We start from the raw sequence: 26,506 nt of genomic DNA, 5'->3' as shown, positions 1-26,506 counted from the left end.
ATGAATGTATTAGTTATAGGTGGAGCCGGCTATATTGGCTCACATGCTGTTAATAAGCTGATAAAAAAAGACTACAACGTTAGCGTCTTAGATAATTTAGTGACGGGTCACCGCGGTGCGGTAGATGAAGCGGCTACTTTTTATTTGGGTGATATTAGAGACAAGACGATGTTGAATCAAATTGTACAAGATGAACAGATCGAGGCTGTTTTTCATTTCGCGGCCAGCTCATTAGTGGGGGAATCGGTTGAGAAACCGTTGAAATACTTTAACAATAACGTTGTTGGTATGGAAGTACTACTTGAAGTCATGCAAGAGAATGATGTGAAGAAAATTATCTTCTCCTCAACTGCTGCAGTGTATGGGGATGTCCAAGCGCCTTTAATCACGGAAGATGAGCTGAAAGCTCCAACGAGTCCGTATGGTGAAAGCAAGTTAATGATGGAGAACATGATTAAGTGGTGTGATTTAGCACACGCGATTAAGTTTGTATCATTGCGTTACTTTAATGTCGCTGGCGCATTGAGTACGGGTGGAATTGGTGAAGATCATGATCCAGAAACGCATTTAATCCCTATTGTACTACAAACGGCTTTAGGTCAACGTGATGCAATGACGATCTTTGGTGATGATTATGATACGCCGGACGGAACATGTATCCGAGATTATGTACACGTTGAAGACTTGATTGACGCACATATTCTGGCTCTAGAGTATTTAAATACGAACACTGAAAGTCAGATATTTAACTTAGGTAGTAGTACGGGGTATTCCGTGAAAGAAATTGTTGAAGCGTCACGTAAAGTAACGGGGAAAGAAATCCCAGTAAAAATCGGTGAACGACGAGCTGGAGATCCAGCAAAATTAGTAGCCGCGAGCGAAAAAGCGCGTGAGATATTAGGATGGAAACCGGCCTATGAAACGATTGAGGGTATTATTCAGACTGCTTGGAACTGGCATGAAGCTAATCCTGAGGGGTATGCTAATTAAAATATCAAAAACCTTGTGGCTACACTAGCTACAAGGTTTTTTTGAGTTAATAAACTAATTTATATGTTGTTGCACTTTCGAACTGTGTTCCTTTTCGTAAGATATCATTCCCAAAGGCATCGTGATTAACCGCATCAGGGATAGTCTGAGTCTCAAGTGTAACTCCAGCGTATTGATGTAGTTCCTCACCCCAAATTCCCATTGGAGGATCTACGACACTATGTGTGTAAACGACAACTGATTCACAGTCTGTAGATACTTCGATGGAACGATTCAAGACAGGGACCGATAAGACAATAGGAGTATCTGAAGCATCTGCTTGTATAACAAAAGGGTGGTCAAATCCATTTTTCAACTCAACTTGAGCGTCATTTAATTTGAACTGATCTCCAATCTGTTTACCTTCACGTACGTCAAAAGCTGTACCCTCTACGCTTGATAATTCACCAACGGGTGTTCCTTCTGCTTTAACGGGTACATACTTATCCGCTTCGATCTTTAGTTGGTGATTAAGAATAGGCACTGTATGTGTTCCATTTAAGTTAAAGTAGACATGATTGGTCGGGTTGAATAGTGTGTCTGCATCCGAAGTAGCTTTATAAGTGATTTTCCATTCATTATCGACCGTATAAGTATGGATAACTTGAGCTTCTAATGTGCCGGGGAATCCATTCTCACCATCTTGATCAGTCAAGGAGAATGTAATACAAATTTCTGAGTTTGTTTGTATAATGTCGTATTCCCAATACCTCAAATCAAAGCCATTAGGTCCACCGTGTAAGTGGTTATCACCCTCATTTAGAGGGAGTTGATAGTCGTTTCCATCAATTGAAAATTGTCCCTTGCTTATTCTTCCCGCAATTCGGCCGATTGTTGCTCCGTAATAATAGCCTTTTCCTTTTTCGGCTTCTTGAGGGTTATCAAAACCCAGTATTAAGTTATCTGAGCCAATCTTCCATTGGTTGATTCGAGCTCCTAGATTGGTGAAAGTAATAATAACATCATTGTTTGTAATTTGAATTAAATCATACTCTTTGCCGTTGCATGATCCATATTTTTTAATAGTATAATCCATATTCAGTAAGCGCCTCCATTATTGTGATGTATCAAATTTAGCTTATTTAATCAACAAATACAAGAAGAAGTTATAAAATATACATTGATACTTATCAGAACTTAGAGATCAGTAATACCTATAATTTATCTTTCTTCACCCCCAATGTTATAATAATCTCAGAACGCTTTATACATCACAAGGAGGCATAACATGAGAGTTGGATTTATCGGTTTAGGTGTCATGGGACAAAGTATGGCAGGGCACATTCTTGAAGCAGGGCATGAATTATTTGTATACAATCGAACAAAATCAAAAGCCAAGAACTTAGTCGACAAAGGTGCAACGTGGTTGGATACACCTAAAGAAGTAGCAGAAGCAACAGACATTGTCATTACGATTGTTGGCTATCCACAAGACATTGAAGAAGTGTATTATGGGAATAAAGGCTTGTTTACGGGAGCTCATTCAGGCAGCTTGTTTATTGATATGACAACAAGTACACCGTCGTTAGCGATACAATTGGCAGACAAAGCGAAAGAATTGAATGTTAGCGTATTGGATGCGCCTGTAACAGGTGGGGATATTGGCGCTCGTGAAGGGCGTCTGGCTGTTTTAGTTGGAGGGAATGCAATTGATCTAGAGAAAGCGCGTCCGGTTATTGATACATTCGCAGCCAATGTGACTCATTTTGGTGAGCATGGCTCCGGCCAACATGCCAAAGCAGTCAACCAAATTATGGTTGCTGGAACGATGTTAGGCTTGGCTGAGATGATGACCTATGCTAAAAAAGCGAATCTATCGTTAGATAAAGTGGTCGAAACAATTGGATCTGGAGCAGCGAGTAACCGCTCCTTAGCAAATTATGGGCCGCGAATTATTCAAGATGACTACTCACCTGGCTTTTTTGTGAAGCATTTTGTGAAAGATTTAAAGATTGCTTTAGATGAATCTAAGAAAATGGAACTGGAGTTACCGATGACTGAATTAGCGCATAAATTATACACGCAACTTGCTGAGGCAGGGCATTCAGATGAAGGAACTCAAGCTATTGTGAAGTTATGGTGGGACGGAGAATTAAATGAATGAGCCAAAGTTAGCGATTTTTGGATTGATACTGGTTATTTTATAATCTATTTTAAAACTTGGATAATTCTGTTTTGGAAGTCTCGAATAATAACGAAAATGAGATTATTAAAGTTTTTAAAAAATTTAACTTAATATAACAGAAAATAACTCGTAAAAAACCTAAATATTTTTTACGAGTTATTTATAATATTTAATTGAAATCATCATTAATCCTCACGGCATAAGCGTCCGAAATAATCCTAGTTAGAATAGATAAAGGGAGTCTTGATTTGACTTCAAATTCAGGGATAAAGGAGTCAGAAGCCTTAAATCCTAGAAATAATAAAGTGGAGTTTTTCGCTAAAGAGCTATGTTTAGAGGTCGTAATAGTTATAGTTGTTGTTTCGTTTCTCAAACAATTGTCACTAGCCTCAACCAACTCTTCGGTCTCGCCACTTAGGGAGATAAAAATCACTACATCATCTTCATGAATATTCCTACTTTTGATTCTGATGATATTTGGATCTGAGTATGTTTCACAATATTTATTGAGAACAAGAAATTTTAACATCATTTCTTCTGCAACATAAGTCGATAAGCCTCTGGCAAAAATAATTACTTTTCTAGAAGAACTTATTTTTTGGACAGCATCCTCTATTGTAGTACTATCAACTTGCTTTATAGTTAGCAGTGTTTCTTGTTCATTCTTTTCTATCGCACGGCGAATATTTTGATCAGCAACATCAATAAGTTCGAAATTCCATTCTTCATTTGAATTTGTAGAACTTTTTAAAGTATGTCTAAATGATGTATAGCCTTCAAAACCCATTTTTTTCATAGTTCTAACAATAGTCGCAGTTGATACATTTGATTTTTCACTTAATTGAACAATGCTCATCGCTGGAATCTTGGTAACATTATCATTGATATATTGCCAAACGAACTCTTCGGACGGCGTTAATTTATTTGTGGTCATTAAATACTTCCTTTCAAAATATTGTAAATGTTTTCGTTTGAAACACAGGCTCTGAAAACATTTTCATTTAGAATTTAGTTATAATATATATGAACGGAGGGATACTGTGATTTACACATTGACAATGAATGCAGCGATTGATCTTTTTATTGAAACAAACAAAGTAGAGTATGATTCAGTAAATAGGTCAAATTATGATGAATTACAACCGAATGGAAAAGGTATTAATGTTTCTTTTATTATGAAACAACTTAATATTGACACCACTGCTTTAGGGTATGTGGGAGGGTTTACAGGCGATTATATCATAAATGAGTTAAATAAGAAAAATATAGGAACAAATTTTGTGTCAGTTGACGGAAACACAAGAATAAATGTGTTTACTAGGGTACTCTCGAAAAAAGATGAATTTAAACTCGTAAACAAAGGGCCGAATATAAATTATCAACAAAAAAATAAATTATTAGATATTATAAAAAATCTTAAAAATAGTGATATGTTAATAATAAGTGGAAGTCTTCCTCGTGGGATTGAACCAAAATTTTTAATAGATATTATAAAAATTTTAAGTGAAAATAAAGTACAATTCATACTGGATACTAGTTATGAAATTGTAATGGATTTATTAGAATTTGAACCTCTTATGTTAAAACCTAATATTGAGGAATTACAAATTTGGACGAAAACGAAAGTGAATTCAACGGAAAGTATGCTAGCTGTGTGTAAAGACTTGATAAAGAAAGGAGCTAAGAGTGTCTTATTGTCCTTAGGATCTGATGGAGCAATGTATGTTAATGATAATTCAGCATTTAAAGTGAATGCACCTCAAGGGAATGTTGTAAATACAGCATGCTCGGGAGATACTTTATTAGGGAGTTTTGTAGCAAAAAGATTAAATGGAGAGTTAGTAGAAGATGCACTAGCATTTGCAGTAGCAGCAGGTAGCTCAACAGCATTTTCACCAGGGTTAACAGATTTTATAGACGTACCGGAATTATTAAAGCAGATAAAAATCGAAAAAATAGTGGAGGAATAAAAAATGGAAAAATACAAAATAATTGCTGCTACAGGATGTCCAACAGGGATAGCGCATACATATATGGCACAAGAAGCTTTGGAGCAGGCCGCTAAAAAAAGGGGAGTACCTATAAAAGTAGAAACACATGGACAAGTTGGAATAGAAAATGAATTAACGCCCTCAGAGATTAAAGAAGCCGATGTGGTAATAATTGCATCAGATAAAGATGTTCAAGCTGAAAGATTTGCAGGAAAGAGAGTAATATCTGTATCAGTTGGTAAAGGAATAAAAGAAGCTGATAATTTAATTGAAAAGGCATTAAGTGGAGAAGGTAAGATTCTTAAAGGTGACAATTATAAGTCTGATACTGATGAAAATACTGAAAATGACGAAACTTTAGGAAGAAAAATTTATAAACACCTAATGAATGGTGTTTCTCATATGCTACCATTTGTAGTAGGGGGAGGAGTTTTGACCGCAGTTTCATTTCTTTGGGGGATTTATTCTGCTGATCCTAATAGTGAGCAATATAATGCATTTGCAGCTACTTTAAATCAAATCGGTGGCTTGTCTATGGGACTAATGGTACCAGTATTTTCTGCATATATTGCTGAGAGTATTGCCAAAAGACCAGGTTTAGTAGTTGGTTTTGTTGGCGGGTTGATAGCTAATGAAACAGGGTCAGGATTCTTAGGAGGAATTCTTTCAGGTTTCTTAGGTGGACTAATAATAATTTTGTTAGCTAAACTATTCGAAAAATTGCCTAAATCTTTAGATGGACTTAAAGCTATATTTTTATATCCAGTTTTAGGTGTATTCTTGATAGGTATTATAGTGTTTTCAACAGGAGGACCAATTGCTAGTGTTAATGAAGGAATGATGAGTTTCCTGGCAAGTGTAGAAGGATCAAATCCGTTACTACTAGGATTAATTGTTGGTTGTATGTCAGGGTTTGATATGGGAGGACCTGTAAATAAAGCTGCATATGTAACAGGAACTTTACTTTTAGGTCAAGGAAACTATACTTTTATGGCCGGAGTATCAGCAGCATGTATAGCCCCTCCATTGATGACAACTGTTGCTGTGCTCTTATTCGGTAAATACTATTCTAAAGAGGAAAGAAATGCGGGTTATGTTAATTTGATTTTAGGGTCAACACACATAACTGAAGGTGCAATTCCATTTGCTGCAAGTAATCCGTTATTAAATTTACCTTCTATTATGCTAGGTTCATCTGTAGCTGCAATTATCACCTACTTATTTCAAGTTCAAGTTCCCGCTCCACATGGTGGATTTTTAGTACTTCCTGTAGTAACACATGGTGTGCAATGGGTATTTGCCATACTAATAGGATCAGTAGTTGGGGGAGTAATGTTAGGATTAATTAAAAAAAGAGATTATAATAAACGAATTATTAGCAATTAAGGAGTGAATAATTTGATAAAAGAAGAACTAATATTTTTAAATAAAAATTTGAAACGAAAGGTCAAGTATTCGAGTTTTTAGCTGAAACTTGTGAAGAGTTTAATATAAGTGATTCTAAAAAAGCAGTATTTGATGAATTAAATAATAGAGAAAATCAAGGAACAACAGGGATGATGGATGGTTTTGCTATTCCACATGCTAAATCTGAAAACATAAATAATGTGAGTGTAATAGTAATTAAAAATGACCATGGGATTAGTTGGGAATCAATGGATGGTGAAGATATAGACTTTATTATAGGTATGTTTATTCCTGAAAATGAAAAAGGTTCAGGTCATTTAAATTTATTATCACAAATTGCTAAGATGTTAATGAAATCAGATGCAAAAGAAAAATTAAAAAAATCTGATTCTGTCGATAAAATAAAAGAAGTACTTTTAAATAATATTAATTAAAACTTTTTAAGTTGTTAAGGAGAGAAGTATGTTAAATATTAGCGAAGAAAAATATGATAAATTAGTCGCATTGTCAAATGAAAATTCAGTGATTTCAGCACTTGCTATTGATCAACGAGGATCATTGAAGAAGATGCTAGGTAGCGAAGATGATTCAACAATTGAAGAGTTTAAAAAGATGATATCAAAAAATTTGACACCTTTTTCATCATCAATTCTATTAGATCCTGAATATGGATTGCCTGCAACAGAGGTACGTGATAAGAATGCAGGTTTAATTCTCGCTTATGAAGAAACAGGATATGATGCCTCATCTGAAGAGAGATATCCGGACTTATTAGACAATTGGTCAGCATTAAGAATAAAAGAAGCTGGCGCAGATGCTGTAAAAATTTTATTATATTATGATATTGATGCTAGTAAAGAAATAAATGATATTAAACATGCCTTTGTTGAACGTGTAGGATCAGAATGCGATGCAGAAAACATTCCATACTTTTTAGAGATATTAACATATGATACAAAAATCCAAGATGTAAAAAGTAGGGAATATGCAGAAGTAAAACCTCATAAGGTAAATAGTGCCATGGAATTATTCTCGGATCCTCGTTATAAAGTAGATGTTTTAAAAGTTGAAGTACCGGTTAACATGAATTATGTTGAAGGGTATGGTAATGATGATGAAATCTTATATTCTAAAGAAGAAGCAAAGCGTTTATTTAAAGAACAATCTGAAAAAACACATCTACCATTTATTTTCTTAAGTGCCGGTGTTTCTGCGCAGTTATTCCAAGAAACGATAAAATTAGCAGGTGAATCAGAGTCTACCTTTAATGGAGTACTGTGTGGCCGTGCAACTTGGAAAGAATCCACTGATATTTTTGCGGCAGAAACAGATTCAGAATATACAGAGACCAATACTTGGTTACAAACGACAGGAAAAAATAATATTGAAGAATTAAATCAAGTGTTGAATCAACATGCAGTTTCATGGAAAGATAAAGTATTAGTGAAATAATCGAATGATTGTATATATTACATACACAATACAAGAGATTTACATGAAGTAAAAAACGCTCTATTCAAATAACATTACCCAATTCAGCCATGAGCCTCAGTGCTCATGGCTTTTTACGTCCCAAAGAAACCTCCATCAACCTATCTCCCACGCACATTTTTAATGTGATATAATTTATTTATATTGAGTCAAGGAGTTGATATACGGTGCTAGCGTTAGTTTTATTTGAGCGAGCTGCAATTGTTATTTTGTTAGCTTATATTCTTATGAACAATGATTATTTAAAACACATGTTATTAAATCGAAGCCAAACGAAATCGGTGATCGGTCTTAGTTTAATTTTTTCAGCATTTGCTATTCTGTCTAATATTACTGGGGTGTTGATTTCTTTTGACCAGCTATCTTTCTATCCCTTATTCGGTCAATTAACGGATGAGGTTGTGATTGCGAATACGCGGGTGTTGAGTATTGGTGTGAGTGGAATTGTTGGCGGGCCTTTAGTAGGAACGATGGTCGGGGTCTTGTCGGGGATCTTCCGATATTTTCAAGGTGGGACGGACCCGCATATTTACCTAATATCTTCTATATTAATCGGAAGCATTGGTGGAGCCTTTGGTCATGCCTCGATTAAAAAGCAAACCTACTTAACTCCGTTTCAGGGTGCAGGTGTGGCGGTACTTTTGGAGCTGGTTCAAATGGCATGTATTTACTTTCTAAGTTCGAACCGCGCGATGGGAGCAAATTTAGTGCAAGTGATTATGTTTCCAATGATGCTCGTTAATAGTGTTGGGATGAGTATTTTCCTATCAATTATATTGAATACGATTCGCCACGAAGAAGGGTTGAGAGCCATTCAAACGCAAGATGTCTTGCAATTGACGAAGGAGACTCTACCTTTATTTGGGAGTGGTTTGAATCCTGAGAATGCGCAGAAAGCAGCTGAGTTGATTCATAAGACGATGAAGGTGTCAGCGGTGAGTATTACGAACCGGAAAGATATTCTTGCTTTTACTGGGGCAGGAAGTGACCATCACCGAGTTGGCTCAGACTTGGTGACGGATTTATCGCGACAAGCGATTACGGAGGGTGAGATGTTGGTGGCGCATACGCGAGCGGAGATTGGTTGCCACTGTGAGTCTTGTCCTTTGGAAGGGGCGATAGTGCTGCCTTTAAATGACGGAAATGATATTGTTGGCACTTTAAAATACTACTTTACAGATGACGACCAATTAACTGAGGTTGAACAGAAGTGGGCTGAAGGACTATCAGAAATCTTTTCAACCCAAATTCAATTAGGAAAAGTTGACTCGCAAAAGCATTTGCTGAAACAAGCGGAGCTACACACTTTACAAGGGCAAGTGAATCCACATTTCTTCTTTAATACGATTAATACGATTAGTGCGGTGATGCGCTTTGATCCTGATAAGGCGAGGCGATTATTAATTAAATTAAGTCAGTATTTTCGTGCGAATTTAACTGGAAACCGCCAAATTTTAGTACAAGTGACGAATGAACTCGAACAAGTCAGAGCGTATTTAGAAATTGAAGAAGCACGCTTTCCAGATAAGTTTGAAATCAGTTTTGATATATCCGAAACGTTGCATCACGTATTAATTCCATCTTTTCTAATGCAAGTGTTAGTTGAGAATGCGATTCATCATGCCTTTAAAGAGCGAGAAACGGACAACAAGATCCATATCGCATTAAAGCCCCAAGGTGAAAACCTAATATTCTCCGTTGAAGATAATGGGTATGGAATTCCAGAATCTATCATTGAAAAGTTAGGGAAAGAGGTTGTGGAATCGGCAGAGGGGTCTGGCACGGCGTTGGAGAATTTAAATAAACGTTTAGTAGGTATCTATGGTACGAAAAGTGAGCTCCAGATTGAATCGTCGTCTGACGGAACCAAAGTGAGTGCTTTAATACCATATCTTTCAGAGAAGGAGAAGATGAATCATGAAAATTCTTTTAGTTGACGATGAGCAATTGGCTCGTCAAGAATTGAGTTATTTACTGACAGAAATAAAGTCGGGGAATGACTATTTTGAAGCGAGTCACATTAAGGCTGCCCAACAAATGCTCTTAAAAGAAGCCATTGATGTGATTTTTCTAGACATGCATTTGCAAAATGAATCTGGCATGGAGTTAATGGAAACTGTGACTCAGATGAAGGAACCGCCATTTGTCGTCTTTGCGACGGCTCATGATGACTTTGCGGTGAGGGCATTCGAGCTGGATGCGACGGATTATATCTTAAAGCCATTTGATTTGGAACGACTACAAAAAGTCATGGGGAAAATAGAAGCCCGAATGAGTCACCGGTCTGTTCAGAATGTACCGGATAAAAAATCTGACGCATCTTCGCGTGATAAACGCTATTTACCGATTGAAGATGAGGATCGAATTGTCATGGTAGCAATGAATGATGTTTATGTGGTGACGACTGATGAAGGCGAAGTCATTATCCAAACGCATGATAAAGAGTATCGTATGCGCGAGTCACTCAAAGCAATGAAGGAAAAGTTACCTGAGGAAAACTTCATGCAAGTTCATCGAGCCTATATTATTAACTTGAATGAAGTTGAAGAAATCCAGCCTTGGTTCAACCGAAATTATCAAGTCACGATGAATAATGGGTCAAAAGTCATTGTGAGCCGGTCATATATGCAAGCGTTCAAAGCTGTTTTTGGTTTGTCCTAAAGAGGGGCTGTATTTGCTCACAATCCGAAATTAAGAATTCATAATACTATGGCGTAACGGCTGAGAATGATATACTAGTCGGTGTTAAAGTATTTTATTACAAATTAATCGGAGGTAGTTATGGGTAAAAGAATTGTTGTAGCCTTAGGTGGGAATGCAATCCTTACGGATGATCCATCAGCAAAAGGACAAATCGAAGCTTTACGTTATACAAGTAAGCGACTTATCGAACTTATCAAGGAAGGTCATCAATTAATTATCAGTCATGGAAATGGCCCACAAGTAGGGAACTTAGCATTACAACAGGCAGCCGCTGATTCAAAAGAGAATCCAGCCCTACCTTTAGATACCCTTGTGGCGATGACTCAAGGAAGCATCGGGTATTGGCTCCAAAAAGCTTTGAATGAAGCCTTAGCTGAAACAGGCATTAATAAACACGTGGCTTCAGTTGTCACTCAAGTTGTCGTTGACGAAAGCGACCCAGCCTTCGCTAACCCAACTAAACCGGTCGGCCCTTTCTATTCCAAAGAAGACGCAAATAAATTAACTGCGGAGACTGGAGACATTTATGTAGAGGATGCGGGACGTGGCTACCGAAAAGTCGTCCCATCTCCAAAACCTATAACAATTGTTGAATACCCAGCCATCGAGAAACTCATTGAAAATGACTTCATCACGATCACAGCTGGAGGCGGCGGGATCCCAGTCAAAGAGGTCGAGCATGGGTACAGAGGATTGGAAGCAGTCATAGATAAGGATTTTGCTTCAGCTAAACTGGCTGAGTTAGTCGGAGCAGACTACTTATTCATCCTTACAGGGGTAGATAATGTCTACGTTAATTACAACAAAGCTAACCAAGAAAAATTAGAAGAAGTGACTGCTGACCAGCTAAAAGAGTGGATCAATCAAGACCAATTCGCCTCAGGTAGTATGTTACCAAAAGTGGAAGCAGCCATTTCATTAGTAGAAAATCGTCCTGAAAGTACCGTAGTCATCACGTCGCTAGAAAACATCGAAGCGATTTTCGGAGACGGTTCTGTAACGGTAATAACAGCAAGCTAACTAAAATAAAGGTCGAGTCACGAGGATTCAAGAGGCAAAATCATCGTGAGTCGGTCTTTTTCAAGCTTTCATTGATATTTGAGGCTTGTTAGAGAGAAAGTGTAAACGCTTCACCTGCCGAGATGTGCATTTCATCTAAAATATTGTGCATTTGGTCACAAAACAGCCCTATTCTTTCTTATTTAATGTATATTTTAGTTAACAAAGAAAGAAGGAGTGGAAAAGATGATTTCCTTATTGGGTGGTATTGCTTTACTAGTGATTGGGTATTTTACTTACGGAAAATTTATTGAAAAGAACTTTCAAATTGCTCCAGATCGTAAAACACCTGCGGAAGTATTAAAAGATGGCATGGATTTCGTGCCAATGTCTCGTTCGAAAAATGCCATTATTCAATTATTAAATATTGCGGGGACAGGGCCAATTTTTGGTCCAATTATGGGAGCGCTCTACGGGCCAATCGCTTATGTATGGATTGTTGTCGGCTGTATCTTCGGGGGAGCCGTTCACGATTACATGATCGGTATGATTTCTTTACGTAATGATGGTGCTCACTTACCAGAGTTAGCCAGTCGTTACTTAGGTAAAAACTTCAAACATATCGTAAACCTATTCTCAATTGTATTACTCCTATTAGTAGGAACGGTATTCGTAATAACGCCAGCTAACTTAATTAGTAGTTTAACACCTGATTTCTTAACGATTGGTATTATTACGTTACTTATCTTTGTTTACTATGTCATTTCAACGTTATTGCCAATTGATAAAGCAATGGGGAAAGTATATCCATACTTTGGAGCCATCTTAATTATCTCGACAATTGCGATTGGTTTAACATTAATCTTTGGAAACTACCAAATGCCAGAGTTAACTTTATCAACAATTCGTTTAGAAGACTATAACGGTGTACCAATGTTCCCAGCGATTTTCTTTACAATTTCATGTGGAGCATTATCAGGTTTCCATGCAACTCAATCACCAATGGTTTCTCGTACAACAACATCAGAATCACAAGGTCGGTACATTTTCTATGGAATGATGATTGCAGAAGGTGTTATCGCAATGATTTGGGCATCGGCTTCAATGAGTTTATTCGATGCAGGAACGTTAAGTGCCTTAATAAATTCAGGAACACCATCGGCAGTTGTGAACGAAGTGTCAGTGATGTTATTAGGTAATGTCTTTGGGACCTTAGCCATCTTTGGTGTGATTGTTCTTCCAATTTCATCGGGTCTATCAGCTTTCCGAAGCTTACGCGGAATTATTTCGGACTACATCAATGTGAAACAAGATACAACTAAGAAAGTCTTAATGTTAACTATTCCAATTTTCGTCGTATCATTCATGCTTACTTTAGTAGACTTCAATTTACTATGGCGCTACTTTAACTGGGCAAACCAAGTGACAGCCGTAATTGCATTATTTATTGCGACACGTTACTTAAGATTGAAAAATCGAAACTATATTGTTGCTCTAGTGCCAGGTGCCTTCATGTTATATGCCGTGCTAGTGTATATCTTAAGTGAGCCAATCGGCTTTAACCTAGGCTTAACACCAGTGACATATCTTGTCGGTTTAGTCGTATCCGTGATTATCCTTTGGTACTTAAGGAAAGCAGGAACTAAACAGATCAGTACTCTGGACGAAAACTCAGAAATCGTCAACGACCACTTGCCAATTGGAACCTTCTCATCGGGGAAAGTGTAGATAGTATATATTACAAACTCAAGTAACCTACTAACATTTTTAAAATGTTGGTAGGTTTTTTTATCCCAGTTATATTCATCCCGCAACAATTCCCATCTTCTGGAACTGTGACCTGACAATGGAACCCGGTCCAAACTAATTGAAAGCGGTTGCCTAAACTGGGAACTTCACTTAATATAAATATACATTATAAAAAAAGGAGTGAGTAAGTATGATGCAAAAGATACAGCGTTTTGGAGGAGCGATGTTCGTTCCGGTTTTATTATTTTCATTCGCAGGTATTATTCTTTCTTTAGCCATTCTCTTTCAGAATGAGATGATCAGCCGAGCAGCGAATGAGAGTGATGTGTTAATAATTGCGATTACGAGTAGTCAAGCACGCTTACTTACCCGCATTGCCAAGTATACGATTTACTTTCAAACAATTACTATTCCTTATAAAAATGATGAGATGGTATCTTTTCTACCCGTCAGTTGAGTTACGAATATGTTATTTTTAAAGTATTTTAATTATGTTCGAAAATTAGAATCCGAAGAAAGTTAGGAGAACCTTATGATTATGTCGAAAAAATTAATGAATCGTATGATTTATGGTGTGATAATATTATTTTGCCTTACCCCTTTCTTATTCCTCTTCTACATTAATATAACCGCATCAATGCAGTCGGTCACGATGGTTGATTTACTTCAAACAACTCCGGTACTGACGTTACAAATGCTAGCCATCTTTTTATTACCGCTAGCAGGTTATTTAATTAAGTTGAAATGGGATAAAGTGCAAGACGAGGAAAGTCAGCATATTTTCTACGCTAGCATTGCTCTATTAATGATTGCCTTATTTATGTTAAATAATGTCGTACACGGATTTTTATTACTGATTTTATTATTTTTCGTCACAAAATATTTTGCGATTTCAATTAAAAAAGCTTTCGCGACCTTTAAACAACCAAAGTTCGCCTTGGCGACTTATAGTGGTGAAATCTTTATGTTAGTAGTATCAATTATGATTCAATTGATGATGAACCGGGTCATGTAAGAAATTAGAAGCATTTAATCCTGAGTAGGCTCTGAGATTAGATGCTTTTTGCGTACTGTAGTATACTTAATCTATAGAGATAACAAGGAGTGGTGGTGTGGAAACATTTGAAGAATACTTGAATGCCATGGGAGACCCTGAGCATAAAGAGAAGCTGACTGAAATTCTAGTCTGGGTTAAAGAGCATTATCCAAATTTAAATACGCGAATTGCGTGGAATCAACCAATGTTTACAAATGAAGGTACATATATAATAGGTTTTAGCCATTCCAAGGGGCATATTTCCCTAGCGCCTGAAGTGAAGCCAATCAAAGAGTTCAAAGAAGAGATTGAAGCCCTTGGCCTCAGCCATACGAATAATATTATTCACATCAAGTGGACTGATCCAACCCCCTTTTCATTAATTGACACCTTGATAAAATACAACCTCGAAGACAAAGCCGGTTACACAAAATTTTGGCGTTAATCGAGGATTAGCGTCTTTTTTATATTGACTAATAGGGGAGTCAGTTTTAGAATGATTTAGAAAAGTGTTATCAAGAAGATAGGCCCGATGAAGTGAGTGTGTTAGTTTTTGATATTGGTGGAGCTGTCGCAATGAATAGGCAACTGTAAGAGGGCGAAACTTATTTGCGAGTGAATTTGGCTATATGTTAATGGATTCGGAAACAACATTAAGTAAGGCCGCATCAACGTATTCCCAAATGAAGCAACATAATAAAGCCAACCAAGCTGAGGCACAGATTAAAGACGGTCTTGAACTATTTGAAATCGCTGAAGCGGGTAATTGAAATGCATTAGAAATTATCGATGGCTTTATGAGCTTTCTTGCGTGGGATTTATAATTTATCTGTGATTATCAATCCGAATTAATTGCGCTCGGAGGCGGCATTTCTGTGCGGGAAAATATTGTCGAAGGAATCGCTTTACGGGTTAAAATGTTTTTAGACCGAGACGGCGCATCTGAAATTGAGCCAATGTCCAAGAATGTCACTTTTATAATGATGCGAATTTAATGGGAGCCGCAGTGAATTACAATCGTTACTTTATCTAAAGGGAGTGCAGAATGGAAAGGCATAAGATAAATTATAAGTTGGCAATTTGGATATTGGTGCTTCGCTTCATAGCCGGCTATCTGAATGTGATGGTGCTCTTATTATTTGCTCAATCAGTTGCTGGACATACTGGTAATTTGACTAAAGTTGCTATCCTGTTTGCGCATGGAGATTATGATGTGATGTTAAACATGGCCTCCATGTCGATCAGTTTTTTAGTAGGGGCAACTGTTGGAGGGTATTTTTATCCAACTGACCGGTTTCAACCACGATTAAATTACGGAAATTATTTAATTATTATGGGTGTCATTTTATTACTGTTCAACTGGTTTGGTTATCAATCAGTCTATTTCCTTATTTATATTGCCTTTAGTTTCGGCCTACAAAATGGGATGTTCGTCTTCTATAAAGGTTTGGTCATTCGAACAACAATATTAACTGGAACAGTGACCGATATTGGTGTGGAGCTGGGACGCAATCTCCGAGGTGGAACCGAAGACCGCTGGAAACTGCGCTTTCACATTGTGAATCTGTTGTGCTTCTTAATCGGCGCTGTATCAGCGACAGCCATTCATCTATACACAAATTGGAATGTGCTATTGATCGCAGCCGTGATTGATATTGCGATTGGTTTATATTATTTCACCTTAAAAGAAGACATGATTAAAGAGAGTTTGGAAGAGGAATAGTGAGGAAGACCTGCGAATGTAGGTCTTTTTTATTTGGGTTTGGGGTTGTGGGGCGTCGTGAGTTGGCACGACGGACCGCAAATCCGTTTCCGTAGCGTCGTGAGCTAGCACCACGCCCCGCAAGCTCATTTCCGGACCGTCGCGGGAGTTTACGACGCCTCGGAGACTCACCTTTGAATGAATATTAATAAAATAAAAACGAACTATATGTCTATTAGACGTATAGTTCGTTTTTTATCACATACATTTTGGGTTAAAAAGCATAAAATAGGAAAAGTGCATTGTGAAATTCTGCAAGGTGTTTACAATGGGAATCGATATTATTTACATAAACTTTACATAAAAAGATAAAAATTTACTTGAAATTTACGATAAATTTACAATAGGTTGTTAATATTAAAGCTGTTAAAAATTTAGGAGGAATATTATGAAACTTAAAAAAGCGTTAGGGTTTATTACAGTTGCAGGGACAGTATTATCAAGTTTAGGTTTATCTAGTTTAACATCAAATGTGCAAGCTCAAGATATGAAAGAAGTCGTAGTTTACTCAAACTCTTTATCTGATTCTCGTGAAGAATGGATTGCTGAACGTGCAGAAGAAGCTGGATTTTCTTTAGAATTTGTAGCTGCTGGAGGAGGAGAAATCCTTAACCGTTTATTAGCAGAAAAAAATGCACCACAAGCTGATGTAACATTCGGTATGGATGAAGCAAGTTTTGCACAATTAACTGAAGAGCAAATATTATTAGAGTATGTTCCTACTTGGGTAGAAACAATCCCAGAAGAAGCAAATATTGGCAATGGTTTCTACCATCCATTAGTAGAGCAACGTATCTTCATGATTTATAACCCAGAATTTGTAAGTGAAGATCAAGTGCCTTCTAATTGGCAAGACTTAGCAGCAAATCCTGATTTACAAGGAAAATACATGGTTCCCAACGAATTAGGTGGAGGAACAAACCAAAAGGCAGTAATGAGTATTCTACTACAATACCAAGATGAGAATGGCGAATACGGTATCTCTGATGAAGGTTGGATACAAGTAGAAGAGTATTTAAATAACGGTTATATGACACCAGAAGGTGAAGACGCTTGGCAAAACTTTGCAGACGGAAAAACTGTTATGACATATACATCAACAAGTACTTTACCTTTAATGGAAGAACAATATGGATTTGAAGGAGTTATTGTAAACCCTGAGCAAGGTGTAATTACAATGCGTGAACAAATCGGTATCTTAGATAAAGGTGAAGATCATGACTACACTGCTGCACAAGAATTTGTTGAGTGGTTCGGCGGAGATGAAATCCAAGCTGAGTGGGCACCTGAATTTGGTTCTCACCCATTAAATGAAGTGGCTTATGAAGCAACAACTGATCGCGTCAAAGAAATTGTTGATGCAACAGAACCAATGGATGTTGATTGGGATTTCGTTCGTGAAAACATCAGTTCTTGGGTTGAAAAAATTGAATTAGAGTTAATGCCTCTATAAGTAGCGAAAGAATACGGTAAGTAATTGTGAAGGCACAATTAGGAATGACTCATCAGTTTACTACGTTAATCTGACTATTATTATTTCCTAAAGTCTTAACAATCATAAAAGGTGTTGAGCGGAAGAATATCATTCTTTCGCTCTTAATTTTTAGGGAGGATTTTTTCATGATTGAAATCAAAAATTTAGAAATTAAGTATGATGATTTTGTAGCAATCGATAATATAAGTTTTACTATTGAAGAAGGTGAGTTTTTTACTTTGCTTGGACCTTCAGGATGTGGAAAGACGACAACACTACGTTCAATAGCAGGTTTTCTTACTCCCAGTCAAGGAGAAATTAAAATTCACGGAAATAATATTATTCCGATTCCAATTGAACAAAGAGACATAGGAATGGTATTTCAATCCTATGCGTTATTTCCTGCGATGACAGTTTATGACAATATAGCATACGGGTTAAAGGTTGATAAGCTACCGAAACAAGAAATTCAAGTAAAAGTAGATGAGTTAGCAAAGCTAGTTGAACTAGATCAAAGTCACCTTCATAAGAATGTTTCTGAACTTTCAGGTGGACAACAGCAAAGAGTAGCCATTGCTCGTGCCTTAGCAAAAAATCCTAAAATTGTCTTATTTGATGAACCACTTTCAAATTTAGACGCTAAATTACGTAAACAATTAAGAAGTGAATTGAAACGAATCCAAAGTGAGACAGGGATGACAGCAATTTACGTGACACATGACCAAGAAGAAGCTCTTGAATTATCCGATCATATAGCAGTTTTTAATAATGGAAAGATTGATCAAATAGGAACGCCAGAAGAAATCTATAATCAATCAAAAACGGAATTCGTTTGTAAATTTATTGGAGAAGCAAATATAGTTGGAAATGAATTGATGTCTAAGATCAATGAACAGCTTGGTGAAAATCAACAGTTTGATTTATCAAAAAAACATTATATTCGGGAAGAAAAAATCAAATTGTGGCGCACTAATAACGAGGAAGATTCAGTAGCGTTAAAAGCGACAGTTTCTCATATACAATTTGCAGGAAAATTTTTAACTTATACATTAAAAAGTTTTGGGACCATTTTTAAAACGATTGAAAAGCAAGATGGGAATCAGACAGATTTTGCACAAGATGAAGTAACAATATTTATACATCCTAAAGATATTCTGGAGTACGAGGTGAGTTTATAATGGCATCAGTTACAAGAAAGAAGAATTTTTTACAGCTACTCCCAATGATATTGTTAATTCTATTTATATTATGGTTTTTATTAACTTTTTTATTTAATCCTGTATTTACGATAATGAAAGATACATTTTGGGTAGATCGACAGTTTACAACAGATGCGGTGTCGAAAATATTGCGTTCGAATAGGGCTGTAACAGCGGTTATGAACTCTGTGATTTTAGCAATTGTGTTAACTTTTACAATAAATATTGTAGGTACCTTTATTGTTTTGGTGACAGAATACTTTGATATAAAGGGAGCCGCTATTTTAAGAATTGGCTTTATGTCGACACTCGTTTTTTCGGGCTTAGTATTAAACAATGGTTATTTATATGTTTACGGACAGAATGGTATTTTAACAAAGTTACTGCTCTCAATTAATCCCAATCTTGATCCACAATGGTTTACGGGATTTCCAGCAGTAGTGTTTGTAATGACTTTTGCCTGTACATCAAATCACATGTTGTTTTTGAGAAATGCTGTAAAAGGATTGGATAGTAGTGTCATTGAAGCAGCAGAAAATTTAGGGAGTAGCCAGTGGCAAATATTAAAGAGTGTTGTCATTCCAATGTTGAAGCCTGTACTAATTACACTGACAATCATGTCATTTCAAATTGGACTGAGTGCGATGTCAGCACCTCTAATGGTAGGTGGAAGTTTCCAAACAATTTCACCTCTAATATTGACATTTTCTCAACGCCCAGCTTCCCGTGACATCGCTGCTTTACTTTCACTAGTTTTAGGTTTAGCTCAGATCGTATTACTAATCGTGATGACATACAACGAAAAAAAAGGGAATTACTTATCAATTTCTAAAACAAAAACGAGACTAATAAAACAAAAAATTAACAATCCAATATTAAATACTGTAATTCATATAATTGCATATGTTCTATTTATAATTTATGTTCTTCCTTTAATATTAGTAGTATTGTTTAGTTTTATGGATACACAAGGCATTACACAATCAATATTATCGATGGACTTCTTTACATTAGAGCATTACCAAAGTATTTTGAGTGATGCAGGCAACTTACAACCTATATTAACCAGTTTTACATTCTCTGGTATTGCGGCTGTTGCTTCTGTAATCTTCATGTTAGTTATAGTCCGTTTAGTTATGACTCATCGAAAAAGTAATTTTTTCGAAGGTATTGAGTTAGCATTTTATATACCTTGGTTACTACCAGCATTACTAATCGCACTAGGAGTAATTCTAGCTTACGATGAACCGTCTGCTTTGCTTTTTGGTAATTTAGTAGTCGGAACATGGTGGGTATTACCAGTTGTATATTTAATTATGATGCTACCCTCAACTTTAAGGTATTTGAAGAGTGCATACTACTCTTTCGATCAAAACCTAGAAGATGCCTCACGCGTACTTGGTTCATCAGGTTTCAGGACATTTTGGCAAGTAATATTTCCAGCTTTATTACCAACAGCCTTAGCCTTAATTGCTTTGAATTTTAACAGTTATTTAGCAGATTATGATTTATCCGTTTTCCTATATCAACCAGGGAGACCGACGCTAGGGATTGCCATTAGGGAAAATGCAGCACCTGGAGCAAACGTTGATGCAGTTGCTGTAAACTTAGTTTACTCAGTGCTATTAATGGTCGTGAGTTCATTAGTACTTTACTTTGTTTATGGACGAGGTACACGAGTTGGGGAGAAACGAAGTGGTTTCGTAAGAGCCTCGAATAGAAAACGAGGCAGAAAATGATAAATAATAGATTTCAATACCACTTAAACAAGTATCCTTTTTTAATAATGTCTCATCGTGGCTTTTGGGGAGGCAATATTATTCAAAACACAACTCAATCTGCTCAATTAGCTTATGCAGCTGGAGCTGATATTGTAGAAATTGATATTTGTCGATCCAAAGATGGAGTTTTTTATCTCTTTCATGATGGTGGGGAGTTAGACTTATTAGGTATTAACAAGCCATTTTGGAAATTTAATTCTGACTTTATAGATAGCGCTTCGGTGTTAAATTCATTAGGTAACCCATCAGGTTATCGAATACAAAGGTTGTCTGAATTTTTATCATGGCTCCCGAATGATAGATTAGTTAATATTGATCGTTCATGGCATTATTGGGAAGATAAATCATTTTTTTCACTGATACACAATTCTGGGAAAAGTAAATCTCTTTTACTCAAAAGTCCAGTCAATAATAGGTGGCTTACTTCATTCGAAAGAAACGCAGGTGATCTTGCTTTTATGCCAATTGTTAAAAGCCACGAAGATGTAATAAGTGTATTAGGATATGACAATTTGAACACAGTTGGAATGGAATTAGTTGTAAAATCAGTCGATAGTGAATTATTAGATAAGAATTTTATTAAAACACTCAAAAACCATGGGTTCTTTTTGATGGCAAATGCTGAGAAACTAGGTGAAAATTTCAATTTATTTGCCAACTTTGATGATGACATGGCATTACTTGATTCATTAAATTCTGGTTGGGATGCATTTATTTCTCGGAACATCGATGTTATACAAACTGATTGGCCGAATTTCTTGACCGACTATCGGATTAAGATTGAAAAAAATGACAAATATTTGGAAGAACAAGAGAGTTTTAAAGATTACAACGGCCTAGTTGATCCACAAAAGTTACGCCCACTACTTGGGGAAAGTTATAGCAACCAAGCTGCTTTTAAATCAGTAGTTGATTTAGTGAACGAGTGGCAAATGAAAAGAGCATTAGCTGAGTTAACTAAACTGGAAAAGTCAGAAACGACAGCCATTGATGCATTAAGATTCAAAGCGGAAATATATTTTGTCTATGAAGCACATTCAACTTTAATGAAAGTTATTGATAAGCTTCTAGGGGTTGAACCAGATGATTTACAAGCGCTTTGGTTAGGAGCAATTAGTCGAATAGCCAATAATGAACAAGAAGAAGCTCAAGTTTATATAGAAAAATTATTAAACTATCATCCAAAATGGGCTGAGAAATTACAAAAATATTTAGAAATAATTTCTGAGTACTCAAACTTAAAGCATGTAGTTTCCGATTTAGAAAAATTAAACTCATTAGATGTGATTGCAATTTATGGATATGGATTAACTGATAAAGGAGAAATTCCACGTATTCTAGAAAATCGGCTCCTAAAAGGTTTGGAATTATCACAAGCTTTCCCTGAAGCAAAAGTGATAGTGAGTGGTGGTGCAGTCACAACACCGTTTAATGAAGCAGAAGCAATGACATCCTTTTTAATTGAACATGGTGTGTCTAAAGAGCGTATAATTATGGAGCCTTTAGCGAAAGATACCGTTGGAAATAGCGTTATGATAGCTCCAATATTAAAAGAATCACGTTTTGAAAACTGTAGTGTAGTTACTTCGGTGACACATTTACCTCGAGCAATTTTGAGTTTAATCGGAGCTTTAGATTCCGTAGATTATACTTTAGATATTTACGGCTCTTCAGCTGAAGAGATGATAATTGATATACCACAAAATGAAAGACGCTTAACTTATAGTACTCTGTTTAGAGCCTTGGAACTATATACTAAAAATGATTTGGAAAGTGTGAGATTTAATGACAGTAACTTTTAATGAAGAAGGAAAATTTCGTATTGCTCAGGTAACGGATGTTCATTTAAATCATTATCCTTTTGATGACAATGATGAACAAATTTTATCTGATATATTTAATGCAATTCAACATATTCAACCGGATTTAATAATGATTACAGGAGATTTTAGTAATAGTTATAATAATCCAGAAGAACTTGGAATAATGACTGGCTTTTTTGAATTTCTTAATAAGTTTGATATACCAAAGGCAATCACTTATGGAAATCATGATACAGAATTTGAATTGAGCCGACAGGACGCAGAAAAGTTGTTTAACAAAGTCGTTAAAAATAAAGTAATTCGAAAACATGAAAAAATAGTAGGAGATTTAACTCAATATGTCATTGAAGTTAATGATGCGAGAGGCTTTTTAAATCGCGTACTCTATGTAATGGATACTGGACATGTGGCTCCGGGCCCGATGAAGACTAATGATTGGATTTTACCAAAACAAGTAGAGTGGTTTAGAGAAGCGAGCAAGGAATATAAAGCGCTCAAAGATAATCTGTTATTTATTCATATTCCTATACCAGAATACTTGAGAGCAAAGGATCAAATTGTTAGTGGCACTTTATTGGAACCAGATCAATTGATATCAACAAGTCGAGTAAATACAGGGCTATTTTCTGAATTACTTTTTTCAGATCAAATATATGGAGTGTTTTGTGGACATAACCATTTGAACAACGCAGAACTGCTTTGGGAAGGAATTCATCTTTTCTATGGAATGTTTAGTGGTAAAGAAGAGAAGGCTGGGGATTTTCGTGGTATACGATATATCGATTTAGCTACTGATGATTCAGTTCAATCTGAATGTGTATTTTATAAAGATTTGTAATAAGTGAGCCTGCTTTGTAGCAGGCTTTTTTCATTATAGAAATTTTGAATGAAAAGGGTAGTATTGTGGGTTGTGGGGCGTCGTGAGCTAGCACCACGCTACGCAAGCTCATTTTCGGACCGTCGTGGGAGGTCACGATGCACCGCACCAAGTCGTCATATTCTATTTTCCGAGGCGCTGGGCGTATATTTTTCCGCAATACTTGGTATAATAGGTATAGAATGCAAGTTAGAGAGGTTTTTATATGGTAAGAATAGGGGTAGTTGGCAGTATTTCCACGGATTTTGTCGTAGAGGCGAGTCGCCGGCCTGAGCAAGGTGAGACGGTTTTTGGAGATTCATTTGAAACATGTTTTGGTGGTAAAGGTGCGAACCAAGCAGTGGCGTCTGCGCGTTTAAGTGCCGATGTATCAATGATTGGCGCAGTTGGCGATGACGAGTTCGCGGATCGTTTAGTGACAAATTTAAAAAATGAAAACATAAATACAGACGCAGTTCAAAATGTGAGCGGTGTGCCTTCCGGATCGGCGATCATCACTTTAGTTGAGCGAGACAACTCGATTATTTACGTTGCTGGTGCAAATGACGAGGTCAAGCCAGAAGATATTTCAAAAGCGCTAGTGAAAAGTTTTGATATTGTGCTTGTTCAAAATGAAACACCAGTTGAAACCATTGAGCAATTAATTGATATGTGTAATGAAGTTGATACGCCAATTATACTCAACCCTGCACCCGCACGTGAAATGAGCGAAGCTTACATTGCTAAAGTAGACTATCTGACTCCGAACGAATCCGAGTTCAAGGTGCTATTTCCCGAGGAGACGATGGAAAATATTTTACAAAAATATCCTAATAAAATTATCGTCACTTTAGGAGCTGAAGGAGCGGTCTTCTTCGACGGAAAATCACGTCAGTGGATTCCGGCGGTTGATGTGCCGGACGTGGTCGACACAACTGGAGCGGGTGACACATTCAATGGGGCGCTAGCGTTTGGAGTAGCTTCAGGCTTGGCTTTAGAAGAGAGTGTGCAGTTTGCGAATTTAGCTGGCTCGCTTTCAATCACTAAAAAAGGCGCCCAAGCAGGGATGCCGACCTTAGAAATAATGCGAGAACATAAAGAATTTAACACAAAATGGAAATTTGGAGGAGAAAAATAATGACAATTAAAAAAGTAAGTGACTCACGTGTGGTGCAGACGCACTTGATTATGCCTGGGGACGGGAACCGTCACAACACACTTTACGGCGGAAATTTAATGCGCATGATTGATAACGTATCAGCGATTAGTTTCACAAGACATACGCGTTCCCTTGGTGTAACTGCTTCGATGGATGTTTTGAATTTTATTAAACCATTACCCGTATCGAATTCGGTGTGCATCGAAACGATCGTCTCGGGTGTTGGCAAACGCTCAGCAGAAATTTTCGCGAAAGTCATCGGAGAGGATCTAGCAACCGGCGAACGCTATTTAGCTGCCACAGCCTTTTTAACATTTGTGGTCGTGGACGAAAATGCGCCAGACATCCCGCAACTTGAAGCGGAGACTAAAGAAGAGCGCTACATAATGAAAGGTTACGCAGAGCGTCGTAAGAAACGTTCAGAAGATCGCCTGGCAGATCGTGAATTTCAAGAAAATATTTCAATTGAATTCCCTTGGGGATAAGAAAATAGAGTCAAAGCACAACTGCTTTGGCTTTTTTATTTGGTTGCGGGGCGTCGTGAACCGGCACGACACTCCGTAAATTGACTTGCGTAGCGTCGTTTTGACTCACGACACTCCGCATTCGCGAATACGGCGCATCGTACTCACCCACGACGCTCCGGCAACTGATTTGCGGTACGTCGTACCAGCTCACGACGCACCTTAACCAGCTTAATCCAAATTTATTTCAAAAATCTGCAAATAAAATAATGGAAATGCCCATTTTTTACGTATGTATATATAAAAGAAAAATATACTGGAGGTAAACACATGGACAAACCGTTTGAATTGCAATTTTATGAATGCTTAAATGAAAGGTGCGAACTACCGACTTCTGTCAAAAACAGACTAGCCAGACAACAAGTCGGTTACGAAGGACACTTAGATTTTATTAATATACTGAGGGATAATCTCCCCGGACATTTTGTAATATTAAATGATATTTTCTATAAATTGCCTTATAAATTTACTCAAATTGATACGATTTTAATTACAGTTCATGCGATTTACCGATTTGAAGTGAAAAATTTACTCAGTGAATTTACGTATAAGGAAGGCTTTTGGTACCGAAAAGGTGAGCGGCTGTCGCGTAATTTCTTTACCCAAGTCAAACGAGCGGGAGAAATTTTTGAGGAAATTATTCAAAATGATGGACTTTATTTTCCTGTGGAATCGCAACTGGTGTTTATCAATGAGGACGATACGGTTAAAATTTTCGATCAGGAAAATGTCAGCCCCTATTTAATGCGGTGGGAACTGCGATCATATTTGAAAAAAGTGGTTGAAGATAGCCGAGGAGGCTCGATGAATCCGAAAGAAGTCGCAAAGTACTTAATGAGCAAAGCAACTGAAGGGCATTTAGTGAGTGAGGTGATGGACAAGAAATTGCGCGCCTTAGCGCGGAGTGGTATCCTGTGTGAAAATTGTGATAGCTGGCGAGTAGATGTGATATCGCGACGCTATCATATATTGTGTAAAAATTGCGGGCGCCAAGAACCAAAACAAAGAGCGGTTCTGCGCACGATTTGTGATTATGGCGTTTTGTATTACGAATGGCCACTGACGAAAAGTTCGGTGACTGAATTTATTGGCGAACCAAGTCTAGAGTATATTATTAAGCGGACTTTACGAAATTATTTTGAATTACACTCAAAAGGGAAGGCATCAACTTATGTCAACCCGGCAAAACGAATGAAGTTTGCCTTTAAAGATGAGGAATTTAGATATTATTCAAAATAGGGCGTCGTGAAGTCGCGCGATGCTCCGGAAACTGATAAAGCCCATATAATTGTGTAAAAGTAAAAAACCATAATAATCTCTTTGGTACAATGTAGTTGACAGACAAACATTGAAAGGAAGATTATTATGGCTCAATTAAATATTACCTTAAATTTAGAA

General features: G+C 36.9%; 24 protein-coding genes and 1 pseudogene. 23 read left to right on the top strand and 2 right to left on the bottom strand.

Annotation, left to right across the window (positions count from 1 at the left end; translation table 11 throughout):
- Positions 1 to 990 (top strand): UDP-glucose 4-epimerase GalE, encoded by a 990-nt coding sequence (gene galE / locus ACEN3Z_RS03820; protein WP_407089693.1) that lies wholly within the window; start codon positions 1 to 3, stop codon positions 988 to 990.
- Positions 991 to 1,036: 46 nt separating this feature from the next.
- On the opposite strand, the gene ACEN3Z_RS03815 is transcribed toward galE, so the two are convergent.
- A complete protein-coding gene (locus tag ACEN3Z_RS03815; RefSeq protein WP_407089692.1) occupies positions 1,037 to 2,065 on the bottom strand; it encodes an aldose epimerase family protein in 1,029 nt (342 codons plus the stop codon).
- Between the two features lie 171 nt (positions 2,066 to 2,236).
- Here ACEN3Z_RS03815 and ACEN3Z_RS03810 point away from each other — a divergent pair.
- Positions 2,237 to 3,133, top strand: a pseudogene (locus ACEN3Z_RS03810) (NAD(P)-dependent oxidoreductase); the annotation flags it as partial.
- 190 nt (positions 3,134 to 3,323) lie between these two features.
- Here the strand turns inward: ACEN3Z_RS03810 and ACEN3Z_RS03805 are convergent.
- Positions 3,324 to 4,088 (bottom strand): MurR/RpiR family transcriptional regulator, encoded by a 765-nt coding sequence (locus ACEN3Z_RS03805; RefSeq protein ID WP_407089691.1) that lies wholly within the window; start codon positions 4,086 to 4,088, stop codon positions 3,324 to 3,326.
- Between the two features lie 106 nt (positions 4,089 to 4,194).
- Between ACEN3Z_RS03805 and pfkB the strand changes: the two genes are divergently transcribed.
- The 21 genes from pfkB to ACEN3Z_RS03700 all read left to right on the top strand — a co-directional run bounded on the left by pfkB (position 4,195) and on the right by ACEN3Z_RS03700 (position 26,347).
- Positions 4,195 to 5,124: a 1-phosphofructokinase gene (gene pfkB / locus ACEN3Z_RS03800; protein ID WP_407089690.1), complete on the top strand. Its 930-nt coding sequence runs from the start codon at positions 4,195 to 4,197 to the stop codon at positions 5,122 to 5,124.
- Positions 5,125 to 5,127: 3 nt separating this feature from the next.
- Positions 5,128 to 6,531 (top strand): PTS fructose transporter subunit IIC, encoded by a 1,404-nt coding sequence (locus tag ACEN3Z_RS03795; RefSeq protein ID WP_407089689.1) that lies wholly within the window; start codon positions 5,128 to 5,130, stop codon positions 6,529 to 6,531.
- 104 nt (positions 6,532 to 6,635) lie between these two features.
- Entirely contained in the window at positions 6,636 to 6,986 is a 351-nt protein-coding gene (locus ACEN3Z_RS03790; protein WP_407089724.1) for a PTS sugar transporter subunit IIA, read from the top strand.
- Between the two features lie 28 nt (positions 6,987 to 7,014).
- A complete protein-coding gene (gene lacD / locus ACEN3Z_RS03785; protein ID WP_407089688.1) occupies positions 7,015 to 8,004 on the top strand; it encodes a tagatose-bisphosphate aldolase in 990 nt (329 codons plus the stop codon).
- 206 nt (positions 8,005 to 8,210) lie between these two features.
- The gene (locus tag ACEN3Z_RS03780) at positions 8,211 to 9,980 is read left to right on the top strand and encodes a LytS/YhcK type 5TM receptor domain-containing protein (protein WP_407089687.1); all 1,770 of its coding nucleotides are present in this window, start codon (positions 8,211 to 8,213) and stop codon (positions 9,978 to 9,980) included.
- Positions 9,961 to 10,704, top strand: coding sequence for a LytTR family transcriptional regulator DNA-binding domain-containing protein (locus ACEN3Z_RS03775; RefSeq protein WP_407089686.1), 744 nt, complete (start codon positions 9,961 to 9,963; stop codon positions 10,702 to 10,704). The genes ACEN3Z_RS03780 and ACEN3Z_RS03775 overlap by 20 nt, the downstream gene beginning before the upstream one ends.
- Positions 10,705 to 10,824: 120 nt before the next feature.
- Positions 10,825 to 11,766 (top strand): carbamate kinase, encoded by a 942-nt coding sequence (gene arcC / locus ACEN3Z_RS03770; protein ID WP_138405037.1) that lies wholly within the window; start codon positions 10,825 to 10,827, stop codon positions 11,764 to 11,766.
- Between the two features lie 225 nt (positions 11,767 to 11,991).
- Positions 11,992 to 13,473, top strand: a complete 1,482-nt coding sequence (locus ACEN3Z_RS03765; protein ID WP_138405036.1) for a carbon starvation protein A — start codon at positions 11,992 to 11,994, stop codon at positions 13,471 to 13,473.
- Between the two features lie 211 nt (positions 13,474 to 13,684).
- Positions 13,685 to 13,951 carry a hypothetical protein gene (locus ACEN3Z_RS03760; protein ID WP_407089725.1) on the top strand — a complete coding sequence of 89 codons (267 nt, stop codon included), beginning with the start codon at positions 13,685 to 13,687 and terminating at the stop codon, positions 13,949 to 13,951.
- A gap of 81 nt (positions 13,952 to 14,032) precedes the next feature.
- Positions 14,033 to 14,509 (top strand): hypothetical protein, encoded by a 477-nt coding sequence (locus tag ACEN3Z_RS03755; protein WP_407089685.1) that lies wholly within the window; start codon positions 14,033 to 14,035, stop codon positions 14,507 to 14,509.
- A gap of 97 nt (positions 14,510 to 14,606) precedes the next feature.
- On the top strand, positions 14,607 to 14,975 hold the full coding sequence (locus ACEN3Z_RS03750) for an iron chaperone (RefSeq protein WP_407089684.1): 369 nt from the start codon (positions 14,607 to 14,609) through the stop codon (positions 14,973 to 14,975).
- 184 nt (positions 14,976 to 15,159) lie between these two features.
- Positions 15,160 to 15,300: a hypothetical protein gene (locus ACEN3Z_RS03745; protein WP_407089683.1), complete on the top strand. Its 141-nt coding sequence runs from the start codon at positions 15,160 to 15,162 to the stop codon at positions 15,298 to 15,300.
- A gap of 275 nt (positions 15,301 to 15,575) precedes the next feature.
- Entirely contained in the window at positions 15,576 to 16,253 is a 678-nt protein-coding gene (locus ACEN3Z_RS03740) for a YoaK family protein (protein ID WP_407089682.1), read from the top strand.
- Between the two features lie 427 nt (positions 16,254 to 16,680).
- Complete coding sequence (locus tag ACEN3Z_RS03735; RefSeq protein WP_407089681.1) at positions 16,681 to 17,745, top strand: extracellular solute-binding protein; 1,065 nt, start codon at positions 16,681 to 16,683, stop codon at positions 17,743 to 17,745.
- Positions 17,746 to 17,912: 167 nt separating this feature from the next.
- The gene (locus ACEN3Z_RS03730; protein ID WP_407089680.1) at positions 17,913 to 18,944 is read left to right on the top strand and encodes an ABC transporter ATP-binding protein; all 1,032 of its coding nucleotides are present in this window, start codon (positions 17,913 to 17,915) and stop codon (positions 18,942 to 18,944) included.
- A complete protein-coding gene (locus ACEN3Z_RS03725; protein ID WP_407089679.1) occupies positions 18,944 to 20,704 on the top strand; it encodes an ABC transporter permease in 1,761 nt (586 codons plus the stop codon). The genes ACEN3Z_RS03730 and ACEN3Z_RS03725 overlap by 1 nt, the downstream gene beginning before the upstream one ends.
- Before the next feature lie 47 nt (positions 20,705 to 20,751).
- Positions 20,752 to 22,548 (top strand): ElyC/SanA/YdcF family protein, encoded by a 1,797-nt coding sequence (locus tag ACEN3Z_RS03720; protein WP_407089678.1) that lies wholly within the window; start codon positions 20,752 to 20,754, stop codon positions 22,546 to 22,548.
- On the top strand, positions 22,532 to 23,407 hold the full coding sequence (locus tag ACEN3Z_RS03715; protein WP_407089677.1) for a metallophosphoesterase: 876 nt from the start codon (positions 22,532 to 22,534) through the stop codon (positions 23,405 to 23,407). Before ACEN3Z_RS03720 ends, ACEN3Z_RS03715 begins: the two co-directional genes overlap by 17 nt.
- A 244-nt stretch (positions 23,408 to 23,651) precedes the next feature.
- Complete coding sequence (rbsK, locus tag ACEN3Z_RS03710) at positions 23,652 to 24,563, top strand: ribokinase (RefSeq protein WP_407089676.1); 912 nt, start codon at positions 23,652 to 23,654, stop codon at positions 24,561 to 24,563.
- Entirely contained in the window at positions 24,539 to 25,069 is a 531-nt protein-coding gene (locus tag ACEN3Z_RS03705; RefSeq protein WP_407089675.1) for an acyl-CoA thioesterase, read from the top strand. Before rbsK ends, ACEN3Z_RS03705 begins: the two co-directional genes overlap by 25 nt.
- A 309-nt stretch (positions 25,070 to 25,378) precedes the next feature.
- Entirely contained in the window at positions 25,379 to 26,347 is a 969-nt protein-coding gene (locus tag ACEN3Z_RS03700; RefSeq protein WP_407089674.1) for a nuclease-related domain-containing protein, read from the top strand.
- Positions 26,348 to 26,506: the final 159 nt, after the last annotated feature.

This window comes from Ruoffia sp. FAM 26254 (genome assembly GCF_045528545.1).
Lineage (GTDB): Bacteria > Bacillota > Bacilli > Lactobacillales > Aerococcaceae > Ruoffia > Ruoffia halotolerans.
Note: the sequence above shows the minus strand (reverse complement) of the source record. Positions and strands in the feature narration are given on the sequence as shown.

What these genes read in the sequence shown, in the direction of transcription:
- galE (WP_407089693.1), top strand. Translation starts at nt 1, where the DNA reads ATGAATGTATTAGTTATAGGTGGAGCCGGCTATATTGGCTCACATGCT.
- ACEN3Z_RS03815 (WP_407089692.1), bottom strand. Translation starts at nt 2,065, where the DNA reads ATGGATTATACTATTAAAAAATATGGATCATGCAACGGCAAAGAGTAT.
- ACEN3Z_RS03805 (WP_407089691.1), bottom strand. Translation starts at nt 4,088, where the DNA reads ATGACCACAAATAAATTAACGCCGTCCGAAGAGTTCGTTTGGCAATAT.
- ACEN3Z_RS03795 (WP_407089689.1), top strand. Translation starts at nt 5,128, where the DNA reads ATGGAAAAATACAAAATAATTGCTGCTACAGGATGTCCAACAGGGATA.
- lacD (WP_407089688.1), top strand. Translation starts at nt 7,015, where the DNA reads ATGTTAAATATTAGCGAAGAAAAATATGATAAATTAGTCGCATTGTCA.
- ACEN3Z_RS03775 (WP_407089686.1), top strand. Translation starts at nt 9,961, where the DNA reads ATGAAAATTCTTTTAGTTGACGATGAGCAATTGGCTCGTCAAGAATTG.
- arcC (WP_138405037.1), top strand. Translation starts at nt 10,825, where the DNA reads ATGGGTAAAAGAATTGTTGTAGCCTTAGGTGGGAATGCAATCCTTACG.
- ACEN3Z_RS03765 (WP_138405036.1), top strand. Translation starts at nt 11,992, where the DNA reads ATGATTTCCTTATTGGGTGGTATTGCTTTACTAGTGATTGGGTATTTT.
- ACEN3Z_RS03760 (WP_407089725.1), top strand. Translation starts at nt 13,685, where the DNA reads ATGATGCAAAAGATACAGCGTTTTGGAGGAGCGATGTTCGTTCCGGTT.
- ACEN3Z_RS03755 (WP_407089685.1), top strand. Translation starts at nt 14,033, where the DNA reads ATGTCGAAAAAATTAATGAATCGTATGATTTATGGTGTGATAATATTA.
- ACEN3Z_RS03745 (WP_407089683.1), top strand. Translation starts at nt 15,160, where the DNA reads ATGTTAATGGATTCGGAAACAACATTAAGTAAGGCCGCATCAACGTAT.
- ACEN3Z_RS03740 (WP_407089682.1), top strand. Translation starts at nt 15,576, where the DNA reads ATGGAAAGGCATAAGATAAATTATAAGTTGGCAATTTGGATATTGGTG.
- ACEN3Z_RS03735 (WP_407089681.1), top strand. Translation starts at nt 16,681, where the DNA reads ATGAAACTTAAAAAAGCGTTAGGGTTTATTACAGTTGCAGGGACAGTA.
- ACEN3Z_RS03730 (WP_407089680.1), top strand. Translation starts at nt 17,913, where the DNA reads ATGATTGAAATCAAAAATTTAGAAATTAAGTATGATGATTTTGTAGCA.
- ACEN3Z_RS03725 (WP_407089679.1), top strand. Translation starts at nt 18,944, where the DNA reads ATGGCATCAGTTACAAGAAAGAAGAATTTTTTACAGCTACTCCCAATG.
- ACEN3Z_RS03720 (WP_407089678.1), top strand. Translation starts at nt 20,752, where the DNA reads ATGTCTCATCGTGGCTTTTGGGGAGGCAATATTATTCAAAACACAACT.
- ACEN3Z_RS03715 (WP_407089677.1), top strand. Translation starts at nt 22,532, where the DNA reads ATGACAGTAACTTTTAATGAAGAAGGAAAATTTCGTATTGCTCAGGTA.
- rbsK (WP_407089676.1), top strand. Translation starts at nt 23,652, where the DNA reads ATGGTAAGAATAGGGGTAGTTGGCAGTATTTCCACGGATTTTGTCGTA.
- ACEN3Z_RS03705 (WP_407089675.1), top strand. Translation starts at nt 24,539, where the DNA reads ATGGAAATTTGGAGGAGAAAAATAATGACAATTAAAAAAGTAAGTGAC.
- ACEN3Z_RS03700 (WP_407089674.1), top strand. Translation starts at nt 25,379, where the DNA reads ATGGACAAACCGTTTGAATTGCAATTTTATGAATGCTTAAATGAAAGG.